This is a genomic window from Streptomyces sp. NBC_01275 (assembly GCF_026340655.1).
Taxonomy (GTDB): Bacteria; Actinomycetota; Actinomycetes; order Streptomycetales; family Streptomycetaceae; genus Streptomyces.
Genome location: NZ_JAPEOZ010000001.1, coordinates 5,129,016 through 5,148,543 on the forward strand (window position 1 = coordinate 5,129,016; position 19,528 = coordinate 5,148,543).

19 protein-coding genes and 1 tRNA gene are annotated in these 19,528 nt (G+C 69.5%); 11 read left to right on the forward strand and 9 right to left on the reverse strand.

Features of this window, described 5'->3' with window-relative positions; all coding sequences use genetic code 11:
* The first annotated feature begins 41 nt into the window (after window positions 1–41).
* Both OG562_RS22560 and OG562_RS22565 read left to right on the forward strand, forming a co-directional pair.
* The gene (locus OG562_RS22560) at window positions 42–1,034 is read left to right on the forward strand and encodes a TAXI family TRAP transporter solute-binding subunit (protein ID WP_266400577.1); all 993 of its coding nucleotides are present in this window, start codon (window positions 42–44) and stop codon (window positions 1,032–1,034) included.
* Between the two features lie 207 nt (window positions 1,035–1,241).
* Window positions 1,242–4,250 (forward strand): hypothetical protein, encoded by a 3,009-nt coding sequence (locus OG562_RS22565; RefSeq protein WP_266400579.1) that lies wholly within the window; start codon window positions 1,242–1,244, stop codon window positions 4,248–4,250.
* Window positions 4,251–4,329: 79 nt separating this feature from the next.
* Here OG562_RS22565 and OG562_RS22570 read toward each other — a convergent pair whose 3' ends face one another.
* From OG562_RS22570 to OG562_RS22585, 4 genes are all read right to left on the reverse strand, one after another.
* Window positions 4,330–4,644 carry a hypothetical protein gene (locus OG562_RS22570; protein WP_266400582.1) on the reverse strand — a complete coding sequence of 105 codons (315 nt, stop codon included), beginning with the start codon at window positions 4,642–4,644 and terminating at the stop codon, window positions 4,330–4,332.
* Between the two features lie 175 nt (window positions 4,645–4,819).
* Window positions 4,820–5,098 (reverse strand): hypothetical protein, encoded by a 279-nt coding sequence (locus tag OG562_RS22575; RefSeq protein WP_266400584.1) that lies wholly within the window; start codon window positions 5,096–5,098, stop codon window positions 4,820–4,822.
* Window positions 5,099–5,264: 166 nt separating this feature from the next.
* Complete coding sequence (locus tag OG562_RS22580; protein WP_266400586.1) at window positions 5,265–5,588, reverse strand: hypothetical protein; 324 nt, start codon at window positions 5,586–5,588, stop codon at window positions 5,265–5,267.
* Between the two features lie 142 nt (window positions 5,589–5,730).
* A tRNA-Gly gene (locus tag OG562_RS22585) sits at window positions 5,731–5,804 on the reverse strand.
* A 524-nt stretch (window positions 5,805–6,328) separates the two neighbouring features.
* Between OG562_RS22585 and dcd the strand changes: the two genes are divergently transcribed.
* Both dcd and OG562_RS22595 read left to right on the forward strand, forming a co-directional pair.
* Window positions 6,329–6,904, forward strand: a complete 576-nt coding sequence (gene dcd, locus OG562_RS22590; RefSeq protein WP_266400589.1) for a dCTP deaminase — start codon at window positions 6,329–6,331, stop codon at window positions 6,902–6,904.
* Window positions 6,905–6,914: 10 nt separating this feature from the next.
* Window positions 6,915–7,424 carry a phosphoribosyltransferase gene (locus tag OG562_RS22595; RefSeq protein WP_266409461.1) on the forward strand — a complete coding sequence of 170 codons (510 nt, stop codon included), beginning with the start codon at window positions 6,915–6,917 and terminating at the stop codon, window positions 7,422–7,424.
* Between the two features lie 105 nt (window positions 7,425–7,529).
* Here OG562_RS22595 and OG562_RS22600 read toward each other — a convergent pair whose 3' ends face one another.
* Together OG562_RS22600 and OG562_RS22605 are read right to left on the reverse strand one after the other, a co-directional pair.
* Complete coding sequence (locus tag OG562_RS22600; protein WP_266400591.1) at window positions 7,530–7,811, reverse strand: hypothetical protein; 282 nt, start codon at window positions 7,809–7,811, stop codon at window positions 7,530–7,532.
* Window positions 7,812–7,864: 53 nt separating this feature from the next.
* The gene (locus OG562_RS22605) at window positions 7,865–8,680 is read right to left on the reverse strand and encodes an alpha/beta fold hydrolase (RefSeq protein WP_266400592.1); all 816 of its coding nucleotides are present in this window, start codon (window positions 8,678–8,680) and stop codon (window positions 7,865–7,867) included.
* A 152-nt stretch (window positions 8,681–8,832) separates the two neighbouring features.
* Between OG562_RS22605 and OG562_RS22610 the strand changes: the two genes are divergently transcribed.
* The gene (locus OG562_RS22610) at window positions 8,833–9,693 is read left to right on the forward strand and encodes a helix-turn-helix transcriptional regulator (protein WP_266409462.1); all 861 of its coding nucleotides are present in this window, start codon (window positions 8,833–8,835) and stop codon (window positions 9,691–9,693) included.
* A 128-nt stretch (window positions 9,694–9,821) separates the two neighbouring features.
* Here the strand turns inward: OG562_RS22610 and OG562_RS22615 are convergent, their stop codons facing one another.
* Window positions 9,822–10,877 (reverse strand): Yip1 family protein, encoded by a 1,056-nt coding sequence (locus tag OG562_RS22615; protein ID WP_266400595.1) that lies wholly within the window; start codon window positions 10,875–10,877, stop codon window positions 9,822–9,824.
* Between the two features lie 92 nt (window positions 10,878–10,969).
* Window positions 10,970–11,131, reverse strand: coding sequence for an ATP-binding protein (locus tag OG562_RS22620; protein WP_266400596.1), 162 nt, complete (start codon window positions 11,129–11,131; stop codon window positions 10,970–10,972).
* Between the two features lie 7 nt (window positions 11,132–11,138).
* Between OG562_RS22620 and OG562_RS22625 the strand changes: the two genes are divergently transcribed.
* Window positions 11,139–11,234 (forward strand): hypothetical protein, encoded by a 96-nt coding sequence (locus OG562_RS22625; RefSeq protein ID WP_323187663.1) that lies wholly within the window; start codon window positions 11,139–11,141, stop codon window positions 11,232–11,234.
* 65 nt (window positions 11,235–11,299) lie between these two features.
* Here the strand turns inward: OG562_RS22625 and OG562_RS22630 are convergent, their stop codons facing one another.
* The gene (locus OG562_RS22630; protein WP_266400599.1) at window positions 11,300–13,594 is read right to left on the reverse strand and encodes a (Fe-S)-binding protein; all 2,295 of its coding nucleotides are present in this window, start codon (window positions 13,592–13,594) and stop codon (window positions 11,300–11,302) included.
* Window positions 13,595–13,824: 230 nt separating this feature from the next.
* Here OG562_RS22630 and OG562_RS22635 point away from each other — a divergent pair, with 230 nt between their 5' ends.
* The 5 genes from OG562_RS22635 to OG562_RS22655 all read left to right on the forward strand — a co-directional run bounded on the left by OG562_RS22635 (window position 13,825) and on the right by OG562_RS22655 (window position 19,497).
* Window positions 13,825–15,225, forward strand: a complete 1,401-nt coding sequence (locus tag OG562_RS22635; protein WP_266400601.1) for an MraY family glycosyltransferase — start codon at window positions 13,825–13,827, stop codon at window positions 15,223–15,225.
* 95 nt (window positions 15,226–15,320) lie between these two features.
* Window positions 15,321–17,162 carry a molecular chaperone DnaK gene (gene dnaK / locus OG562_RS22640; protein WP_266400603.1) on the forward strand — a complete coding sequence of 614 codons (1,842 nt, stop codon included), beginning with the start codon at window positions 15,321–15,323 and terminating at the stop codon, window positions 17,160–17,162.
* A complete protein-coding gene (grpE, locus tag OG562_RS22645) occupies window positions 17,159–17,818 on the forward strand; it encodes a nucleotide exchange factor GrpE (RefSeq protein ID WP_266400605.1) in 660 nt (219 codons plus the stop codon). The genes dnaK and grpE overlap by 4 nt, the downstream gene beginning before the upstream one ends.
* Window positions 17,819–17,863: 45 nt before the next feature.
* Entirely contained in the window at window positions 17,864–19,042 is a 1,179-nt protein-coding gene (gene dnaJ / locus OG562_RS22650) for a molecular chaperone DnaJ (protein ID WP_266400607.1), read from the forward strand.
* Window positions 19,043–19,047: 5 nt separating this feature from the next.
* Window positions 19,048–19,497, forward strand: coding sequence for a helix-turn-helix domain-containing protein (locus OG562_RS22655; protein WP_266400608.1), 450 nt, complete (start codon window positions 19,048–19,050; stop codon window positions 19,495–19,497).
* Window positions 19,498–19,528: the final 31 nt, after the last annotated feature.

Genomic DNA, 19,528 nt, shown 5'->3' on the forward strand with positions numbered 1-19,528 from the left:
CGGGAGACCACAACGCCCCATGATCCGCGCGGCGGTGCGCGATGACCCGTCCTGTCGACCGCCGCACCCTTCTGCACACCGCCCTCGGCTCGGCGGCCGTCGCCGTCCTCGGGGGCGCGCTCACAGGCGACGCCTCCCGGCAGCGGCCTGGACCGAGCGGTGTCCTGCGCTTCGCGACCGGGGAGCCCACGGCGTTCTACGAGGCTTTCGGCCGCCTCTTCGCCACGGAACTCGAGGCGGCATATCCCCGTCTGAGCTGCCGCGTCGGCACCACCCCGGGCAGCGTCACCAACATCGAACTGCTCCGCGACCGCCGCGCCGACCTCGCGCTCGTCCTCACCGACACCGCACGGGCAGCCCAGGGCGCCGCCCTCTTCCCGCACCCCGTGCCCCTGTGCGCGATCGGCAGGTTGTACGAGACCTACCTCCAGTTCGTCGTCCGCGCCGACTCGCCCGTGCGTGCGGTGTCCGACCTGGCCGGACACACCGTGTCGCTCGGCGCGACCGGATCGGGCGCGGCCGTACTCGGCGAACAGATCCTGCACGCCGCGGGTCTGTCGCCGGGCGGCGATGCCGTCGTCCGCCATCTCCCGCTGGCCGACGCGGCCGACGCCCTGCGGGCGCGCTCGGTCGACGCTCTGCTCGTGGCGGGCGGTGTGCCGCTGCCGGTTCTGTCCGAGCTCGACGACCGGTTCGGTCTACGGTTCCTGCCGCTGGCCGGCCTGCTGCCCCGGCTCGGCGGACAGGTCGGCCAGGCGGGCTCGGGCCTGGAAGAGGTGTCCCTGCCGCAGGGCGCGTACCGGGCGGCGGGCGGGGTCGCCACCATCGGAGTGTCCAACCTGCTGGTGTGCCGCCCCGAGTTGCCCCGCAGCATGGCCGAGGCGCTCACCCGCCTGCTGGTCCTCCGCGCAACCGAACTCGTGCCCCACAACGCCGTCGGCACCCAGTTCCTCGACGTCCGCAGCCTCATCGGCACAGGCGCCGTCCCCCTGCACCCCGGGGCGATCGCGGCATACCGCTCACTGCACGGCTGAGCCCCGGACGACGTTCCAGGCGTCCGACCAGATCGTCCCTGACGGCTGTAGTGGTCCGGGGGCGGGGCGACGGACCTCGGGAGGTTTCCATCCTCTGCTTGGTAAGAGGGGTGCCCTGTTCGGTGAGAAACAAGATCAGGCCGCTGTGCGTCGCGGACCTCCGTGTCATGATTCGCGCCTTGATGTTCGAGCAGAGATCGGGCTGCCATGCCTTCCCACAGACGCCGCTTCCTCGCTGTCCCGGCAGCCCTCACGGCGCTCGCCGTAGCCCAGGCCATCACCCCTGTCACGGCCGTTGCCGTGCCTGCGACCGACGTGTCGACCACGCTGGCCGCGCGGACGACTTCGGTGCCCGCCGCAGACGAGATATCCGGTTCCGGTCAGGCGGTCGTCTGGCGGCAGAAGACCGCCGCCGACACGCTGGCGCACGGCTGGCTCGCCGTCTCCGGAGGCGCCCCCCAGGACCTTGGCAGGCTTGCGGACACCGACGAATCGGTGAACGTCGACGCGGTGTCCGTGCAGGACGGGGTGGCGGCCGCCGCCACCTCCGCCAACCCGAACGGTGATCTCGCCGACCATGTCACGCTGCGCCACCTCGACTCCGGTGACGAGGACGTTCTCCCGATCGCCTACGACAGTTCGGGAGCCGCGGGGGACGAGCGTTACCGCGGGCAGGCCGGCAACGGCATCCTCGTCCAGCAGAGTTACGACGACGACAGTTCCGCCCGCCGAGTGCGCCTGCTGCTGCGCGCACCCGGCAGCGAAGACCGCACACTGCTGTCCGATGACGAGCAGTACGAGATCCTCGCCTCGGACGCGCATGGCGCCCTGGTGCTCCGGCGGACCGCGCCCGGCTGGGGCCACGAGATCGTGTACGTCGACTTCGCCACCGGCAGCACGGTCACCGTGGCAGAGCCCACGACCGACGAGCTGCCGCAGGGCCTGGAGTTCACCCCCAGCCGGGTCGGGGTCATCGACGGCGCGACCCTGACGCAGTGGCAGCGGTCGGCGCCCGGGGACGGCTCGTCCACCGTCACCCTGCCCGTCAGCGGGGCGCACTGGATCAGCGATGACACGCTCGCCTGGTACCAGTTCGACTCGTCGGACGGATCGTCCGAGCTGTTCGCGATGGCCAGGGACGGTTCCACCGCGGCGAAAGACCTCGGCGGAACCTTCACCGACCTCTCGGTCGGCGACGACGGCAAGATGCGCGTGACGCTCTACCGGCCCGATGCGGACGCCGCGATCCAGACCCTCGCCGACGGCCGGGTGTCCACCGCCACCGGTGACGCCACCACGATCCCCGCCGGCCCCGCCAGGCTGGACGCCCTGGCCCTGTCCCATGGCGCGCTCTACACGGCCGACGACTCCTCCCGTCAGCGGGGAGTCCTGCTCCGCTCGAACCTGTCGGCCGGCCCGGCCGGGGCCTCGGCGAGCACGCCGTCCCGGGTCCTGGACTACTCCGACGGCCTGGTCCACCAGACCCTGGCCGCCGCCGGCGGACGCGTCCTGGTCGGGCAGGGCGGTCCCCCCGCGCTGGCCCACCTCCAGGTATACGAGGACGGCAAGCTGGTCGGCACACAGCTGAACTTCTACGACCTCTCGGACGTGAACGTCGTGGACTTCGACGGTGCGCACGTCCTGCTGGCGGACAAGACGACCGCCTCCGACGGCACTCTCCTCCTCGACACCTTCGCCAACGACGACAGGCAGAGGGTGCCTGCCGGCTCCGCGCTGGACGGCGGCGCCGTGTACTCCTCGGTACGCAACGGCACCACGTCCACCTGGTCGATCCGCCGGACCGACCTGACCACCGGCACCGCCACCACCGTCGCCACCGTGAGCTGCCTTCCCGGTGGCCTCCAGGTGCGCGGCTCCCGGATCCTGTTGACCACCTGCGGGGCCGCCTCCACCACCGGCCTGCTGCTCACGGCGGGGAGCTCGACCGGCACCGCCGTGGACGCCTCCGTACACACGCCGATCCTCGGCACGGACGTTCTCTACACCTTCACCAAGTCCTCGGACGGCGGCGCCGTCACGCTGAACGCCCAGCCGCTGGGCGGGACGGCGACCGTGGCGCAGCCCCTGTTCGCCCTCCCCGAGAAGGCCGACTCCGCCGCCGCCGACCGGTGGGCGGTCGACCGTGACGCGCCCTGGGCAGCCTGGATGGACGCCGCCGGCGTCACCCACGTGACCTGGGCAGGCGTTCCCACCGCTGCCTCGGCCGCCGCCTCGGCAGGCTTCAGCCCCAACGGCGACGGATCGGCCGACACCTGGACCCCTACCTGGGCCTACAACCGGCCGGTGAGCTGGACGCTCACCCTCAAGTCCGGTACCACGCAGGTGCGTTCCCTGACCGGTACAGCCTCCGGCGGCAAGGTCGCACCGGTGTGGAACGGGACGACACAGACGGGCGGAGCAGCCGCCGAGGGCGCGTACACCTGGACGCTGACCGCGCGTGACACGGTCACCGGCCGGGCGGCAGCCGACATCAGTGGCAAGGTGACCCTGCGCCGGGCGGCCCCCGCCGCCTCCGTCACCGCGCCGGCCGTCGCGAGCAGCGCGGCGACCACCGCGTCCGTGCCGGTCACCTGGTCGGCGAAGACCGCAGGCGTGAAGTCGTACGACATCGGCTGGCGCGTCGCCACCCGTAACAGCGCGGGCGTCTGGAAGCTCGGGTCACTGCAGACCTGGCGCACCGGCACCACGGCCACCTCCGCGGTCTTCGGCAAAGCGGGCAGCCCCGTGAAGCCGGTGGCCGGACTCACCTACCGCTTCTACGTCCGCGCTCACGACGACGCCGGCCAGACCGGCCCCTGGAGCAAGGCGGCGACCACCGGCATCCCGGTCGACGACCGTGCGGCGGCACTGCACTACACGGGCGCCTGGAAGTCGGTGGCGGCATCCTCCGCCTGGTCCGGCACCGAACGTACCTCCGCCGCCAAGGGTGCGTACGTGTCCTTCTCGGCGGACGGCACCCAACTGCGCATAGTGGCGACCCGGAAGTCGAACGGCGGGCGCTTCGCGGTCGTGGTGGACGGAAAAACGGTCGGCACGGTGAACACCTACGCTGCGAAGACCGCCTACCGGCCAGTGGTGTTCACCCACACACTCGGCACCACGATCACGACCCACAAGGTGCAGTTGCGGGTCCTCTCCGGCAGCACACCCCAAAGATCCACCGTCATCCTGGACGCCGTCATGGTCACCCGCTGAGCCGACCATCCGATGCTTGGGGCACTGACCAGGAGGAATAGCCGGGTCCGGAGCTCGTGCTGTCATGTCCGGGAGGTGATCAGCCGGATACGTTCCATACATCGAGTTTGATCTTCACCTGGCGGTTGTGATCTGCGTGCCAGATCACCTCACCGGCGACGGTGGAGCCCACGGCGGGCAGTTCCATGTGGTGAGGCATGGCGGTGATCTCGGCGAGGCCGACTGCATTCGGTACGCCATCGAGGAGAAGGAAGACACCGAACGGCTGCCGGCCGATGACCAGTCCGCTGACATGAGACCCAAGGGGCAGTGCAGAAACGGTCGCCGGCCAGCTCCGGTCTACGGCATCCGAGGTCGGCACCTGGGAGCGGTCCGGAAAACTGAACTCGGGCATTGGCCAATCATGGCCAGAACGCCAGAAGTTGTCGACTGCGGTCTCGACACCAGGCTCCTCAGACGCGGGCCGACACGCTTTCCACTCTGAACGGATGTGAATGGCTGTGAACGGCGCTGAATGAGACGGAAACCGAGACGGACGTCGGCGCCCGGCCGGTACAGGTGTCGTCGGGCTAGAGGCCGCGAAGTGCCTCGTAGAGGTCGCCGTAGGCGCTCCAGCAGGTGACGCTGCCGTCGTCGTTCAGGCTGCCCATGTACCAGTCGTCGTCGTTGACGGCTTTCACCAGGCAGAGCCCGTGGAATCCCAGGACGATCTCGGGGTGGAGTCGCTCGCCTTGTGCCGGCCAGCCTGTCACGACGCGATCGGTGTCGAGAGGTGTGGCCTCCCCGTCGCCGGAGACCTTGCGGATCTCCTCCAGGGTCCAACCTGCCGGGAGCTGCCTGCCTGCCATCCCATGATGATGACAGCCACCGCACGCGCCGAGTGCGGCATGGCTTCTCAGAGCACCGCTTCAGGGGTTCGATCAACGCGGCTTTGGGAGCTTCGGATGCCTGGAAGGCACGGCCGGCACCGGCCGCTCGTAGTCGCTGCTGCACCTCTCGCGGCAGTCACTGCCCCTATTCGCCTGGTGGGATCCGCACGAAGCCCTCGGTCCAGATGTCTTCATCGAGTTCGTAACCATCGAGGATGAAGCACTCCGGCTCGTCCCGGAAGCCCGGCAGCAACTGAGCTCGCTTCATGCTTTCCTCTGCCCGCTCCCGTGTCGAGTAGATGCCGAGCAGTTTCACGTCGTCGCCGTCCTGCTCGTCGACGAAGACGCCGCACTCGTCGACGTGAACGGTCGAGTCGTTGTTGCCGGCCTCGTTCTGGTGGCCAACATGCCAAAGCGGATACACGATCACACTCGCGAAGCTATCAGCGTTGAAGTTGAGTGAAGTCATCAGCCATCTTGAAAACCGTCGTGGCAGCGATGGCGCCGTGGGTTCACATCCCACACCCCCTCGTGGTGCGGATATGGTGCGCGCCCGGCCCACCGGTCTAGACAACAAACAACCCCCAGGTCCACGACCTGGGGGTTTCTGCTGGAGCGGGTGACGAGAATCGAACTCGCACTCTCAGCTTGGGAAGCTGATGTTCTACCACTAAACTACACCCGCGTAAGACGCCGGTCCGTAACCGGTGTCCGAACGCTCAGTCACTCTACCTCATGCCGGACCCCGGGCGCTGAAGCCCAGGGGTCCGTGTGCGTTTCGGGGGAGGGATCGGGCTGCGGGGGGCCGGAGTTGGGGCGTACGGTGGGGTCGGTGGAAGAGGGGTCGGGCGGGGTCGGAGTGCCGCCTGGAGGGCCGTCCCGTTCGTCCCGTAATGTGGCGCTTCGTCGTCCGGCGAGCAGCAGCCGGACGCGGCTCTTGGGGAAGGGACTCTAGGACTTGATGGAGCGCACCGTCGTCCGTTGTGCCGATGGGCACGTGTTCAGCACCGCTTCGTTCCCGATGCAGCAGGCCGAGCGGCTCGGTCCCGGGCGGCTCGTCCGGTGTCCTCGTTGCGCGCGGCTGCGCAGCGTGGTGCAGGTGACGCTTGAGAAGCGGTAGGAACGTAGAAACGCAGCATTAGGAGACTGCCTGGCGCGTGGAAGCCGTCCGATTGTGGTGGCTCCGCGCGCCTTGCGTATCCTCAGGGCGTGCTTCTCTCAGACAAGGACATCCGGGCCGAGATCGACGCCGGACGGGTACGGATCGATCCCTACGACGAATCCATGGTGCAGCCGTCCAGTGTCGACGTACGCCTCGACCGCTACTTCCGGGTGTTCGAGAATCACCGGTACCCCCACATCGACCCCTCCGTCGAGCAGGCGGATCTGACGCGGCTGGTGGAGCCCGAGGGCGACGAGCCGTTCATCCTGCACCCCGGGGAGTTCGTGCTCGCCTCGACCTACGAGGTCGTCTCCCTGCCCGACGATCTGGCCTCGCGGCTCGAGGGCAAGAGCTCCCTCGGCCGGCTCGGGCTCGTCACCCACTCCACCGCCGGGTTCATCGACCCCGGCTTCTCCGGGCATGTGACGCTGGAGCTGTCCAACCTCGCGACGCTGCCCATCAAGCTCTGGCCCGGCATGAAGATCGGCCAGCTGTGCATGTTCCGGCTCAGCTCGCCGGCCGAGCACCCGTACGGGAGCGAGCGGTACGGCTCCCGGTACCAGGGCCAGCGCGGTCCCACCGCCTCCCGGTCCTTCCTGAACTTCCATCGGACCCAGGTGTGAGGGCGTGAGCATGTCCGACGTACGGGAGAACCTGACCTACGAGCGGTTCGGCGTCGCCGTCCGTGAGCTCGCGCAGACCATCGCCGACGACGGGTACGTCCCCGACGTCGTCCTCTCCATCGCCCGCGGGGGCGTCTTCGTCGCCGGCGGGCTCGCCTACGCCCTGGACTGCAAGAACATCCACCTGGTGAACGTGGAGTTTTATACGGGGGTGGGGACCACGTTGGAGATGCCGGTCATGCTCGCGCCCGTCCCCAACGTCGTCGACTTCTCCCAGAAGAAGATCCTCATCACCGACGACGTCGCCGACACCGGCAAGACCCTCAAGCTGGTCCGCGACTTCTGCCTGGACGCCGTCGCCGAGGTACGCAGCGCCGTCATCTACGAGAAGCCGCAGTCGCTGGTGAAGTGCGAGTACGTGTGGAAGCGGACGGATGCCTGGATCAACTTTCCGTGGAGTGTCCTGCCTGTAGTGCGTAAGTCGGGGGAGCCGATCACTCCGTCTCGGGAAGCACTCTGACCTGCGGATTTTTGTGTCTGCTGCCGCGCAGGCAGGCGAGGTGAGGCAAGGGCTCTCGGCTGTCTGCCGAGGGCCCTTGGTGGTGTGCAGATGTCGAGCGGCGGGTCAGCCGCCCTCGGCCGGGGACGTCGGTTCATCGCCTTCGCCGTAGAGGCCGACGCGGAGGCGCTGCTTTGCCGCTTCGAGTCGCGGGCCGTAGTCGGGCATGAAGACCTCGCTCAGCGTCTTGTCCAGCGTTCCTGAGATCGCGTAGATCGGCGACCAGACGGCCCGGTCGGACACGATCCCTTCAAGGTCGTCGGACCGGAACATCGCTCGGTAGAGCCAGTCCGACAGCACCAACGCCTGATCGCGCGTGAGCTTGATGGTGATCGCTTCATCGTCCACGACTTCAACTTAGGCCCCTTGGCATGAGGCGTTCTGGGCTTGGCTGCATCCGATCACGCGTCGGTCGTGGAGGGTGCCGTGGAGGGTCCTTCGACGAAGTCGGTCACGAGCTTGACGAAGACGTCTTCCTGTTCGAAGAAAGCCACGTGGCCCGAGTCGATCTCCGCGTAGGTGCTGCCCGTGATGGCGGCATGAAGAGCGCGGCTGTGTTCGACCGGAATCGTGATGTCCTGGCTGCAGCCGATGACGAGGGTGTGGGCCTGGATGCGGGGAAGCAGCGGACGGATGTCCACGTGGAGGTCGTAGGCGATGTGGCGCAGGGTGCCCGGGGTGGGCGGCATATTGGGGATCAGGGCCTCGAACTGGTCACGGCCGATGGCGTTGAGGAAGCCGCGGCTGAAGCCGGTCATCGCCACGGCGCGGCCGAAGGACGAGGGATCACGTGTGCCGAGGTCCTGCCAGAGAGTGAGGAGGCTGCGCAGGTACTCGTCGCCGTCGGTGTGCGCCCAGCCGGCCACCAGGATCAGCTGTCGTACGAGGTCGGGGCGGAGCGCCGCGACGGTGGCGACGACGGTGGCGCCCATGGAGAACCCCAGCAGGTCCACCGGTCCCTCCGCCCCGTCCTCGATGACGGCGATGACCTGGGCGGCGAGTCCCTCGGCGGTCAGCGGAGCGCCGTCGTCGACGGTGGCTTCGGTGCCCGACAAGTCGGGGGTGATCACGGTGCGGTGCGGGGTGAACCGCGGGGCGACCTGCCCCCAGTTGACGGCGGCACCCCCCGATCCGGTGCCGTGGACCAGGACGAGCGCGGGGCCCGAGCCGACTCGCTCGTAGTGGACCTGGGCGCCATTGACGGTGACAGTGGCCATGAAGTGCTCCCCGCGTGTGTCGCTGCCGCTGCTGTGACCGGGGCGGTTGCGCTCCGGCCCGCCCCACAGTGCCGCCGGAGTGCAGGTGCCGGGAGAGCCTTCTCGACCCTGGGATCGGCAGTCCCTGGTTGAGCCCGGAGGCCTCCGGCATGATGACCGGCATGACGATCGACCGAGCCGGACTCGCAGACTTCCTGCGCCGTTCCCGGGATCGGGTGCGTCCGCAGGACGTCGGTCTGCCGAACGGCCCACGGCGCCGTACACCGGGCCTGCGCCGCGAGGAGGTCTCGCAGCTCGCTGGCATGTCCGCCGACTACTACATCCGTCTCGAACAGGCCCGCGGCCCCCAGCCGTCGCCGGAGATGCTCGCAGCGCTGGCCCGCGCCCTGCGTTTGAGCACCGACGAACGCAACCACCTCCACCTCCTCGCAGGCCGTCGTCCGCCCGCCGGCCGGTCCAGCGGCGACCATGTGAAGCCGGGGTTGCTGCACCTGCTGGACCAGCTTCCGACCACACCGGTCCAGGTACTCGGTGACCTCGGCGACGTCCTGGCCCAGAACGCGATGGCCGAGGCCCTGTTGGGCAGGGTGTGCTCGGTGTCCGAGCACGGGCGTAACGTGGTCTGGCGGTGGTTCACCGACTCTTCCCAGCGCGCCGCATACCCGGCCGACGAGCACGACTACTACAGCCGGCTGCATGTGGCCGACCTGCGGGCGGCCGTGGGTCGACACGTGGGCGATACCGCCGCGACGCGCCTGGTGGAGCGACTGCGGGAGGCCAGTGAGGAGTTCGCCGGCCTGTGGGAGTTGCACGAAGTCGCCGTACGCCGGACCTCGCGCATGCGCATCGTCCACCCGCTGATCGGCATGGTCGACTTGGACTGCCAGGTGCTGCTCGCGCCGGAGGGCGACCAGCGTGTGGTTCTGTACACCCCGCCCGCCGGTAGCGACACCGCCGAACGCCTCGCCCTGCTCAAGGTCGTGGGCACCGGCCAGTTCGCCGAGACCGGCTGACGAGCCGGCAGGCTGAGCGGGTTGGCCGGGGAAGTCCAGCTAGAAGGGGCTCCCCGCTGTGTGCGGGGAGCCCCTTCTTCATTCTCTGTTTTCCACAGGTGTGGACAGGCTCTCGGGTCCTCAGGTTCTCAGAACGTGCCCAGCTTCACGATCGACAGCAGGGCGATGAGCTGGATCGCCGACGCGCCCAGGGCCTTCGGCCAGGGGAGGTCGTGGGAGCGGGTGACCATGAGGGTGAGGAGGGCGCCGGCCGCGACCCAGGTCGCCCAGCCCAGCAGCTGGACGAACGACGCGTCGCCGCCGAAGAACATCGCGACGACCAGGCGTGGGGCGTCCGTGAGGGACATGATCAGCATCGACAGGCCGACCGTGGGCTGCCAGGCGCCGTCGCCGCCCAGCTGGCGGGCCACGGTGTGGGTGACCACGCCCAGGATGAAGGAGCTCAGCACCATCGCGACGGACGTCGTCAGGACGATCGGGATCGCGTTGGAGAGGGTGGCGTTTATGGCGTCCTTGCGGGCGCCGTCGAAGCCGAAGACCGCGAGCAGGCCGTAGAGGAACGTGACGACGAGGGCGGGGCCCCACATCGTGTAGTCCCGCATCTGGAGGAACGTCTGGTTCGGGGCCAGGACGATGCCCCGCAGCAGGTCCTTCCAGTGCAGCCGAGGGCCGATCGGGCCCGCCGGGGGCGTGGAGCCCGCGTGGTAGGTCCCGCCCTGGTTGTACTGGTCGTCGATCGAGAAGGCCTGGGTGTGACCCGCGTTGTTCGCCGCGTACGGGTCGTGCGGGCCCTGGCCCGGAGGGTTGTACGGGGCGTTTCCGCTGCCGTTCCCGTTTCCGCCGAAGTACTCCGGCTCGTCGCCGCCCTGTCCGCCGCCGTTCGCCTGCGGCCACTGGCCGCCGCCGCTTCCCCCGCCGTACGGCGGCTGCTGACCACCGCGGTACTGCGGGCGCTGGGGCTGCTGCGCCGGCGGGTAGCCGTACGACGGCCCCGAGGGGCCCGGTTGGCCCTGCGGCGCCTGCTGCCCGTACGGAGGGTTTTGGGGGCGCGCTTGCGGGGCGCGGCCGTCCCGGCCGCCACGTCCGATCCTGAATCCAGCCACGTCATCGAACGTACCTGGTCCGGGGGAGTGACGTGCCCGGCCGAGTGGTTCGGGGGCGGGTTTGCTGCTGAGCTGTGACATCCCTTAGGGGGCGGGTCGGGGGTGCCGTCAGGGGTGGTCAGGGAGCGGTCAGTGGGAAGTCGACGGGCAGTCAGGGAGGAGTCAGGGAGCAGTCAGGGGTTCAGTTCGCACCAGACGTACGTGCCGTCGCCGCCGTGCACACCGTTCACCTGGAACCAGCCCCAGTCGTCCGCGTAGGCGTGCACCAGGTGCAGGCCACGGCCCGTTTCCTCCGAGGACGATGACGCCCCCAACTGCCTTGAAGTCGCTGCCATCCCCAATATCGCCGTCCTCCTCCGCGAGAGCGACGCCCCGGACGCGGTTCTGCGTGTCACCCGGCCCCAACTCGCCGGCCTCATACGCCATCTGGCCCGCTGACAACCACAGCGCCCCCCGTCCGAAAGGACAGGGGGCGCCGCACAACGATGCGCAAGCCGCGCAGGCTACTTCACCGGCGCAGGCTCCGGCTCGCTCTCCGACTCGGCCGCCCCCGCCGGAGGCTCCTCGTCCACCACCGGCGTCTTGACGGACTCCAGCAGCAGCTGGGCGACGTCGACGACCGTGATCGACTCCTTGGCCTTGCCCTCGTTCTTCTTGCCGTTGACGGAGTCGGTCAGCATGACCAGGCAGAAGGGGCAGGCCGTGGAGACGATGTCCGGGTTCACGGACAGGGCCTCGTCGACGCGCTCGTTGTTGATGCGCTTGCCGATCCGCTCCTCCATCCACATCCGTGCGCCGCCCGCGCCGCAGCAGAAGCCGCGTTCCTTGTGGCGGTGCATCTCCTGCTGGCGCAGGCCCGGGACGGCGGACATGATCTCGCGCGGGGGCGTGTAGATCTTGTTGTGGCGGCCCAGGTAGCAGGGGTCGTGGTAGGTGATGATGCCCTCGACGGGCGTCACCGGGATCAGCTTGCCCTCGTCGACCAGGTGCTGGAGCAGCTGGGTGTGGTGGATGACCTCGTAGTCGCCGCCGAGCTGCGGGTACTCGTTGCCGATGGTGTTGAGGCAGTGCGGGCAGGTGGCGACGATCTTCTTCGCCGACCTGGGCTTCGCGGACTCCGCCACGACCTTGCCGTCGTCGTCCAGCTCCTCGCCGAACGCCGTGTTCAGGGCCATGACGTTCTCCATGCCCAGCTCCTGGAACAACGGCTCGTTGCCCAGCCGCCGCGCGGAGTCGCCGGTGCACTTCTCGTCGCCGCCCATGATCGCGAACTTGACGCCCGCGATGTGCAACAGCTCGGCGAACGCCTTCGTCGTCTTCTTCGCCCGGTCCTCCAGCGCGCCCGCGCAGCCGACCCAGTACAGGTACTCGACCTCGGTCAGGTCCTCGATGTCCTTGCCGACGACCGGGACCTCGAACTCGACTTCCTTGAGCCACTCCAGGCGCTGCTTCTTCGCCAGGCCCCAGGGGTTGCCCTTCTTCTCCAGGTTCTTGAGCATCGTGCCCGCCTCGGACGGGAACGCGGACTCGATCATCACCTGGTAGCGGCGCATGTCGACGATGTGGTCGACGTGCTCGATGTCCACCGGGCACTGCTCGACGCAGGCGCCGCAGGTGGTGCAGGACCACAGGACGTCCGGGTCGATGACGCCGTTCTCCTCGGCGGTGCCGATCAGCGGGCGCTCGGCCTCCGCGAGAGCCGCCGCGGGGACGTCCTTCAGCTGCTCCTCGGACCCCTTCTCCTCGCCCTCCGCCGTCTTGCCGCCGCCGGCCAGCAGGTACGGGGCCTTGGCGTGGGCGTGGTCACGGAGGGACATGATCAGGAGCTTCGGGGACAACGGCTTGCCCGTGTTCCAGGCCGGGCACTGCGACTGGCAGCGACCGCACTCGGTGCACGTGGAGAAGTCCAGCAGGCCCTTCCAGGAGAACTGCTCCACCTGGGACACGCCGAAGACGTCGTCGTCGCCCGGGTCGGTGAAGTCGATCGCCTTGCCGCCGGACGTCATCGGCTGGAGGCCGCCCAAGGCCGTCCCGCCGGTCGCCTCGCGCTTGAACCAGATGTTCGGGAACGCCAGGAAACGGTGCCAGGCCACGCCCATGTTGGTGTTGAGCGAGACCGTGATCATCCAGATCATGGTCGTGCCCAGCTTGATCATCGCGGTGAGGTAGACCAGGTTCTGCAGCGTGGCGACGCTCAGGCCCTTGAAGGCCAGGATCAGCGGGTACGAGGCGAAGTACGCGGCCTCGAAGTGGTCCACGTGGTGCAGTGCGCCCTCCAGGCCGCGCAGCACGTAGATCGCCAGGCCGATGGTGAGGATGACGTACTCGACGAAGTACGCCTGGCCCATCTTCGAGCCCGCGAAGCGCGACTTGCGGCCGGGGCGGGACGGCAGGTTCAGCAGCCGGATGACCATCAGCGTGGCGATGCCGAGGGTCGTCATCGCGGCGATGAACTCGATGTACAGCTCGTACGGCAGGAAGCCGCCGATGACCGGCAGCGTCCAGTCGGCCTCGAAGAGCTGGCCGTACGCCGTGACGATGGTCGGCGGCAGCGTCAGGAAGCCGACCGCCACGAACCAGTGGGCGAAGCCCACGATGCCCCAGCGGTTCATCCGCGTATGGCCGAGGAACTCCCGTACCAGGGTCACACTGCGCTGGTAAGGGTTGTCGATCCGGGCGCCGGCCGGGAGCGGCTGGCCCAGTTTGAAGTACTGGACGAACTGACCGATGGCGCGTGCGAGCAGCGCGACGCCGACCACGGTCAGAACCAGCGACACGATGATCGCGGCGAGTTGCATGAGGGGGCTCCTCGGGCCTGCGAGGGGTCATTACTAAGCGGTAACTTATGCAGTCCGTCTGAGACTACCCCTTATTCTCCGTCGCACTGTAGCGGGGTGCGGAGTGATCTGGATCGCTGAGGGTTGCCTGAGGAACGGCTCGGAAGTCGCTCGGGAGTCGTAGGGATCGGGGCGGTAATCCGGTCGTGTTATTCGTACCAAATTGGTACATTTATGACTAATTTATATCCGTGCTCTACGGGATCGTCGCCGCCACCACCGCCCTGCTCCTCACCGCCGTCCTCGCCGCGCTGCTGCGCGAGCCCGCCCTGCGCCTCGGGCTGACCGACCGGCGGCAGCGGCAGCGACGGGTGCCGCTCTTCGGGGGCGTCGCCGTCGTGCTCGGCACCTGCCTCGTCGCGGTCGCCGGGGACCGGACCGGCATCGCCCCGCTCGGCGACGGCATCGGCGTGCTGCTCGTCGCCGGGGCCGCCGTCGCCGGGCTCGGCCTGATCGCGGACGTGTGGCGGCTCAAGGCACGGTTCCTGGTGATCGGCACCGCGGTCGCGGCGGCCTGCGTGGTGCCGTACGGCGACACCGGGGCGGTCGCCGGCGCGGCGGGCGTCGGCTGGATCACCTTCGTCGCCCTCGCCTTCCGGTCCCTCGACCACGCCGACGGGGTGGCCGGCACCGTCGGGGTCGTCACCGCCTTCGGCGTGGGCGCCTGCGCCGCGGCCGAGGTCATGGACGGACTGGCGGTGCTGCTGAGCGTGCTCGCCGCCGCGCTGACCGGGTTCCTGATGCACAACTGGCCTCCCGCGCGCGTGGCGCTCGGCGCGTGCGGTTCGCTGTTCGCCGGGTTCCTGCTCGCCGCGGCCTCACTGCTCGCCCGCGCGGGGCACGACGCGGTCGCCGGGGCGGGGGTGCTGTTCGCGCTCACCGCGGTCGCGGTCGCCGACGCCGTCCTCGTCGCCGCGTCGCGCCGACTGGCCGGACGGCCCCAGCTGCGCGGCGGCCCCGACCATCTCGCCCACCGCCTGCGCAGACTCGGGCTCACCCCTCAAGGGGCGACGGTCCTGATCGGCGTCGCCGCCTTCGCCGGGGTGCTCGTCGGGGTTCTCGTGCACACCGGCTGGGCGGGAGCGCAGGCGCTGCTGTGGGTGGCGGGCGGGGCCCTCGTCGTCGTACTCGGACTGCTACGGGTGGCGGTGTACGGACCGAAGCCGCCACGCGCGCGTGGCCGCCGCGGCGGCGGCACCGGCGGGGGCACCGGCGGGGGCGGCGGCCTGAGGGCGCGGGTCTCCCCCCAGCCGCCGGCGACCGGCCCGCGCGGCCCGGAGGCCGAGGCTCCTGGCCGCGCACCGGCCGGCGACTTCCCTCGTGCGGCGGCCGAAGGCCCTCGTCGCGCGCCGGTCGGCGACCTCCGTCGTACGGCGGAGGGCGGCCTTCGTCGCGCGGCGGAGGGCGGTCCCCTTCGCGCGCCGGCCGGCGGTCTTCGTCGTACGGCGACGGAGGCCACCCCCAGACCCCCCGTCTACGCCCCCAGGCGTCAACCCGAGGTCGATGTTCGTCCCCCTGAATCCGGGGTTCGCAGGGTGGGGCGGTTTGTGTCTGCGCAGGTCAGTGCCGGATTGCGTGTAAGGAACGGATAAGAGTTGAGTCCGTGCGACTCAGGTCTGTTGACCGAGCGGTGGGCGTCGTGCACACTTGAGCCTGTTCCACTCAAGTCAGCTGGAGGAAGATCACCATGGCACGTGCGGTCGGCATCGACCTGGGCACGACTAACTCCGTCGTCAGCGTTCTGGAGGGCGGCGAGCCCACCGTCATCACCAACGCCGAGGGTGCCAGGACCACGCCGTCCGTCGTCGCCTTCGCGAAGAACGGTGAGGTGCTCGTCGGCGAGGTCGCCAAGCGCCAGGCGGTCACGAACGTGGACCGGACCATCCGTTCCGTGAAGCGCCACATGGGCACGGACTGGACGATCGAGCTCGACGGGAAGAACTTCAACCCGCAGCAGATGAGCGCGTTCATCCTGCAGAAGCTGAAGCGCGACGCGGAAGCGTACCTGGGCGAGAAGGTGGCCGACGCGGTCATCACCGTCCCGGCGTACTTCAACGACTCCGAGCGTCAGGCGACGAAGGAAGCCGGCGAGATCGCCGGTCTGAACGTCCTTCGCATCGTCAACGAGCCCACCGCGGCCGCGCTCGCGTACGGCCTCGACAAGGACGACCAGACGATCCTCGTCTTCGACCTCGGCGGCGGCACCTTCGACGTGTCCCTGCTGGAGATCGGCGACGGCGTCGTCGAGGTGAAGGCCACCAACGGCGACAACCACCTCGGCGGCGACGACTGGGACCAGCGTGTCGTCGACTACCTGGTGCAGCAGTTCAAGGCCGGCCACGGCGTGGACCTCGCCAAGGACAAGATGGCCCTCCAGCGCCTCCGCGAGGCCGCTGAGAAGGCGAAGATCGAGCTGTCGAGCTCCACCGAGACCTCGATCAACCTGCCCTACATCACGGCCTCCGCCGAGGGCCCGCTGCACCTGGACGAGAAGCTCACCCGCGCCCAGTTCCAGCAGCTGACGGCCGACCTGCTGGAGCGCTGCAAGACGCCGTTCCACAACGTCATCAAGGACGCCGGCATCGCGCTGAGCGAGATCGACCACGTCGTTCTCGTCGGCGGTTCCACCCGTATGCCCGCCGTCGCCGAGCTCGTCAAGGAGCTGACCGGCGGCCAGGACGCCAACAAGGGCGTGAACCCGGACGAGGTCGTCGCCATCGGCGCCGCGCTCCAGGCCGGTGTCCTCAAGGGCGAGGTCAAGGACGTCCTGCTCCTCGACGTGACCCCGCTTTCCCTCGGCATCGAGACCAAGGGAGGGATCATGACGAAGCTCATCGAGCGGAACACGACGATCCCGACCAAGCGGTCCGAGATCTTCACCACCGCCGAGGACAACCAGCCGTCCGTGCAGATCCAGGTCTACCAGGGCGAGCGCGAGATCGCGGCGTACAACAAGAAGCTCGGGATGTTCGAGCTGACCGGTCTGCCGCCGGCCCCGCGTGGCGTCCCGCAGATCGAGGTCGCCTTCGACATCGACGCCAACGGCATCATGCACGTGACCGCGAAGGACCTGGGCACGGGCAAGGAGCAGAAGATGACCGTCACCGGCGGCTCCTCGCTGCCGAAGGACGAGGTCGACCGCATGCGCCAGGAGGCGGAGCAGTACGCGGACGAGGACCACCGTCGCCGCGAGGCCGCCGAGGCCCGCAACCAGGGCGAGCAGCTCGTCTACCAGACGGAGAAGTTCCTCAAGGACAACGAGGACAAGGTCCCGGGCGAGATCAAGACCGAGGTCGAGGAGTCCCTCGCCGAGCTCAAGGAGAAGCTCAAGGGCGAGGACACCGCCGAGATCCGCACCGCCACCGAGAAGGTCGCGGCCGTCTCGCAGAAGCTCGGCCAGGCCATGTACGCCGACGCCCAGGCCGCGCAGGGGGCGGGCGACGCTCCCGGCGCCGAGGCCCCGAAGGCCGACGACGACGTCGTGGACGCCGAGATCGTGGACGACGAGCGCAAGGACGGTGCCGCGTGACGGAGGAGACCCCGGGCTTCGAGGAGAAGCCCGACGTCCCCTCCGGCGCCACCCCTGAAGACGCCGAGCCGAAGGCCGCCCCCAGCTCCGCTTCGGCGGAGGGGGCGGCCCCGGCCGGGGACACGAACCAGACAGCGGGTCTGGTGGCCCAGCTGGACCAGGTGCGCACCGCGCTCAACGAGCGCACGGCGGACCTCCAGCGCCTCCAGGCCGAGTACCAGAATTACCGCCGCCGGGTCGAGCGCGACCGGATCGCGGTCAAGGAGATCGCCATCGCGAACCTCCTGACCGAGCTCCTGCCCGTCCTCGACGACATCGGCCGCGCACGGGACCACGGCGAACTGCTCGGCGGCTTCAAGTCGGTGGCCGAGTCGCTGGAGGTCGTCGCGGCGAAGATGGGCCTGCAGCAGTTCGGCAAGGAGGGCGAGCCCTTCGACCCGACGATCCACGAGGCCCTGATGCACTCGTACGCGCCCGACGTCACCGAGACGACGTGCGTGGCGATTCTCCAGCCCGGGTATCGCTTCGGCGAGCGCACCATCCGCCCCGCGCGGGTGGCCGTGGCCGAACCGCAGCCCGGAGCGACGGCCGCCAAGTCCTCCGACGAGGCCGAGGCGGCCGACGACAAGGACAGCGGTGGCCCGGACGAGGGCTGAGTCTGAACCGACGAGGGGTCCGCAGCGGAAGGAGGGACGTCGAGGATGAGCACCAAGGACTTCATCGAGAAGGACTTTTACAAGGTTCTCGGCGTCCCCAAGGACGCCACCGAGGCCGAGATCAAGAAGGCGTACCGCAAGCTCGCCCGCGAGTTCCACCCGGACGCCAACAAGGGCAACGCCAAGGCGGAGGAGCGCTTCAAGGAGATCTCCGAGGCGAACGACGTCCTCGGTGACCCCAAGAAGCGCAAGGAGTACGACGAGGCGCGCGCCCTCTTCGGCAACGGAGGCTTCCGTCCGGGGCCGGGCGCGGGCGGCGGCAACTTCAACTTCGACCTGGGGGACCTCTTCGGGGGCGCCCCCCAGGGCGGCGGGGGTTCCGGCGGCTTCGGCGGCGGCATCGGCGACGTGTTCGGCGGCCTGTTCAACCGGGGCGGTGCGGGCACGACCCGTACGCAGCCCCGGCGCGGCCAGGACATCGACACCGAGGTCACCCTGACCTTCACGGAGGCCATCGAAGGCGCCACGGTCCCGCTGCGGATGTCCTCGCAGGCCCCCTGCAAGGCCTGCTCGGGCACCGGCGACAAGAACGGCACGCCGAGGGTGTGCCCGACCTGCGTCGGCACGGGCCAGGTCGCGCGCGGCTCCGGCGGCGGCTTCTCGCTGACGGACCCCTGCCCGGACTGCAAGGGCCGGGGTCTGATCGCCGAGCACCCCTGTCTGGACTGCAAGGGCAGCGGCCGCGCCAAGTCGTCGCGGACCATGCAGGTCCGCATCCCCGCGGGGGTGACGGACGGTCAGCGGATCCGGCTGCGCGGCAAGGGCGCACCGGGCGAGCGCGGCGGCCCGTCCGGCGACCTGTACGTCGTGGTCCACGTCGGCGCGCACCCGGTCTTCGGCCGCAGGGAAGACAACCTGACGGTGACGGTTCCGGTGACGTTCACGGAGGCGGCCCTCGGCGGTGAGATCAAGGTCCCCACGCTCGGGGGCCCCTCCCTGACCCTGAAGCTGCCGCCCGGCACCCCCAACGGCCGCACCATGCGGGCGCGGGGCAAGGGCGCGGTCCGTAAGGACGGCACCCGCGGCGACCTGTTGGTCACCGTGGAGGTGAGTGTTCCGAAGGACCTGTCGGGGAAGGCTCGTGACGCGCTGGAGGCGTATCGCGAGGCGACCGCGGAGGAGGATCCGCGGGCGGAGCTGTTCGAGGCCGCGAAGGGAGCCTGAGAGTGATGGACGGCCGTCGACGTAACCCGTATGAACTGACCGAGGAGACCCCGGTCTACGTCATCTCGGTGGCGGCCCAGCTCTCCGGCCTGCACCCGCAGACGCTGCGCCAGTACGACCGGCTGGGCCTGGTCTCCCCGGACCGCACCGCCGGCCGGGGCCGCCGCTACTCGGCCCGTGACATCGAACTGCTCCGCGCGGTGCAGGCGCTGTCCCAGGACGAGGGCATCAACCTGGCCGGCATCAAGCGCATCATCGAGCTGGAGAACCAGGTCGCGGCGCTCCAGGCCCGGGCCGCGGAGCTGCAGGCGGCGCTGGACGGCGCGGCGGCGGCGATGCAGCAGCGCGAGGCCGCCGTGCACGCCTCCTACCGACGGGACCTGGTCCCGTACCAGGAGGTCCAGCAGACCAGCGCGCTGGTGGTGTGGCGGCCCAAGCGGCAGCAGTCCGACTGACGCGAGCGCCTACGCGGAGACCGTGAGGCGT

Coding starts and splice junctions, on each gene's coding strand:
- OG562_RS22560 (WP_266400577.1), top strand. CDS start 42: ATGACCCGTCCTGTCGACCGCCGCACCCTTCTGCACACCGCCCTCGGC.
- OG562_RS22565 (WP_266400579.1), top strand. CDS start 1,242: ATGCCTTCCCACAGACGCCGCTTCCTCGCTGTCCCGGCAGCCCTCACG.
- OG562_RS22570 (WP_266400582.1), bottom strand. CDS start 4,644: ATGCCCGAGTTCAGTTTTCCGGACCGCTCCCAGGTGCCGACCTCGGAT.
- OG562_RS22575 (WP_266400584.1), bottom strand. CDS start 5,098: ATGGCAGGCAGGCAGCTCCCGGCAGGTTGGACCCTGGAGGAGATCCGC.
- OG562_RS22580 (WP_266400586.1), bottom strand. CDS start 5,588: ATGACTTCACTCAACTTCAACGCTGATAGCTTCGCGAGTGTGATCGTG.
- OG562_RS22595 (WP_266409461.1), top strand. CDS start 6,915: ATGTCCGACGTACGGGAGAACCTGACCTACGAGCGGTTCGGCGTCGCC.
- OG562_RS22605 (WP_266400592.1), bottom strand. CDS start 8,680: ATGGCCACTGTCACCGTCAATGGCGCCCAGGTCCACTACGAGCGAGTC.
- OG562_RS22610 (WP_266409462.1), top strand. CDS start 8,833: ATGACCGGCATGACGATCGACCGAGCCGGACTCGCAGACTTCCTGCGC.
- OG562_RS22615 (WP_266400595.1), bottom strand. CDS start 10,877: ATGTCACAGCTCAGCAGCAAACCCGCCCCCGAACCACTCGGCCGGGCA.
- OG562_RS22620 (WP_266400596.1), bottom strand. CDS start 11,131: ATGGCAGCGACTTCAAGGCAGTTGGGGGCGTCATCGTCCTCGGAGGAA.
- OG562_RS22630 (WP_266400599.1), bottom strand. CDS start 13,594: ATGCAACTCGCCGCGATCATCGTGTCGCTGGTTCTGACCGTGGTCGGC.
- dnaK (WP_266400603.1), top strand. CDS start 15,321: ATGGCACGTGCGGTCGGCATCGACCTGGGCACGACTAACTCCGTCGTC.
- dnaJ (WP_266400607.1), top strand. CDS start 17,864: ATGAGCACCAAGGACTTCATCGAGAAGGACTTTTACAAGGTTCTCGGC.
- OG562_RS22655 (WP_266400608.1), top strand. CDS start 19,048: ATGGACGGCCGTCGACGTAACCCGTATGAACTGACCGAGGAGACCCCG.